Below are 945 nucleotides of genomic sequence, written 5' to 3'. Positions count from 1 at the left end.
GCTATTTCTTGCTGGGTCATTCCTACTTTACCGTTAAATTCTTTATTTAACCTCAATTTTTTTAACTTATTATCCATATCAAACAAATACCTTTCAAGAGTATTTTACCACGTTTATTTGCAATGTTGCAAAAAAATTTCAACATTTTATAAAAAAAGTATTGACATTGAATAAAAAGTGCAATATAATGTTTTTGTTAACAATATGTTGAACAAAAAGTACACCATAAAAATGTTTTTCAATCTAATGTGGTGAAATTTCTAAAAAGTGAGGTAAAAAATGAAAAATAACATGAGATTGTTATTAGCAAAGCAACGTAAGAAAACTGCTGATGTTGCAGAAGCTACAGGAATTTCAAAAAGCACTTTGACGGCTTTGTACTATGAACGTGCAAAGAATCCAAGTCTTGATACATTGAAAAAAGTATCTAGTTACTTGGGTGTTACGCTGGATGAATTTTTAGATACGAAAGATTAGAAAGGAGCGAACTAATCGCAATACTACTCTACATTTACAGATTTCTCATGTGGTGCTTTACCACTGGAGATTGATAAACGGATCTAGCTAAATATTTGCTAGTGTAATTTGCTTGCTACCTACAGCAGTATCAAGGGTTTGTAGGGGTTCATATTCTCCGATTTTACCCTACTTTAATGCTTTACCTTGGTACTGTTTTAGGTGGCAAGCACTGACAAAAGAAGAAAGGAGCGAACCAATGGAATTGGTTTATATGGACGGCAAGAAAGAGCCGTATACACTGAGCAGTATCGTTGCAGACTGCGCTGAAATTAAGCACAGACATTTGAAGATTTTGCTGAACAAGCACCGAGAGGACTTTGAAAGCTTCGGAAAGGTGCAATTTAAAATTTCACCTTCAAAGAGTGGGCAAAATGTACGGGACTATATTTTGAATGAGCAACAAGCAACCTTGATGATCACTTACTT

The 945-nt window shown here is 34.3% G+C and carries 2 protein-coding genes; both read left to right on the top strand.

Translation table 11 applies throughout. The features are described from left to right. Positions 1–279 precede the first annotated feature (279 nt). Positions 280–477: a helix-turn-helix domain-containing protein gene (locus tag HMPREF2613_RS00540; protein WP_064276818.1), complete on the top strand. Its 198-nt coding sequence runs from the start codon at positions 280–282 to the stop codon at positions 475–477. 238 nt (positions 478–715) lie between these two features. Further along, positions 716–945, top strand: a 230-nt coding sequence (locus tag HMPREF2613_RS00535; RefSeq protein WP_083279173.1) for a hypothetical protein, incomplete at its 3' end; no start/stop codon positions are given.

Origin of the sequence: Streptococcus sp. HMSC070B10 (assembly GCF_001808665.1) — a bacterium.
Taxonomy (GTDB): Bacteria; Bacillota; Bacilli; order Lactobacillales; family Streptococcaceae; genus Streptococcus.
This window is presented reverse-complemented; position numbering and strand designations above follow the sequence as displayed.

Coding starts and splice junctions, on each gene's coding strand:
- HMPREF2613_RS00540 (WP_064276818.1), top strand. CDS start 280: ATGAAAAATAACATGAGATTGTTATTAGCAAAGCAACGTAAGAAAACT.